The following is a 469-nucleotide window of genomic DNA, read 5'->3' as shown; positions in this document are numbered from 1 at the left end:
CAGCGCGGTTGAAGCAATGGGCTGCGTAGCGGAGCCCGTAGGGCGTAGCGAAGCAGGCCATTGCTTATCCAGTTCAGCGGCGAACGCCGCCGGTGTTGCGTAACCGAGAGACGAGTGTGGTCGCTCCCGATTGTAGTCTTCGACCCAGGCCGCGATCTCGACACGGGCATGGGCCATACTCAAGAACAGCGTCTCGTTGAGCAGTTCGTCCCGCATCCGGCCATTGAAGCTCTCGACATAGCCATTCTGCATCGGCCTTCCGGGCGCGATGTAATGCCACTCCACGCCGACCTCGCCGCACCATGCCAGCACAGCGTTGCTGGTGAGCTCGGTGCCATTGTCGCTGACGATCATGCCTGGCTTGCCGCGCTGTTCGATCAGTGCGGTCAGCTCGCGAACGACACGGCGACCAGAGATCGAGGTGTCCGGCACCGCTGCCAGGCACTCCCGGGTCACGTCATCGACCACG

Annotated in this window: 1 protein-coding gene; it reads right to left on the bottom strand. The window is 63.1% G+C overall.

Features of this window, described 5'->3' with window-relative positions; translation table 11 throughout:
* Positions 1-469: integrase core domain-containing protein (locus ACGHJ7_RS14795; protein ID WP_390479191.1), on the bottom strand; the 469-nt coding region annotated here is incomplete at both ends.

Origin of the sequence: Altererythrobacter sp. MTPC7, assembly GCF_042851395.1 — a bacterium.
Classification (GTDB): Bacteria; Pseudomonadota; Alphaproteobacteria; order Sphingomonadales; family Sphingomonadaceae; genus CAJXSN01.
This window is presented reverse-complemented; position numbering and strand designations above follow the sequence as displayed.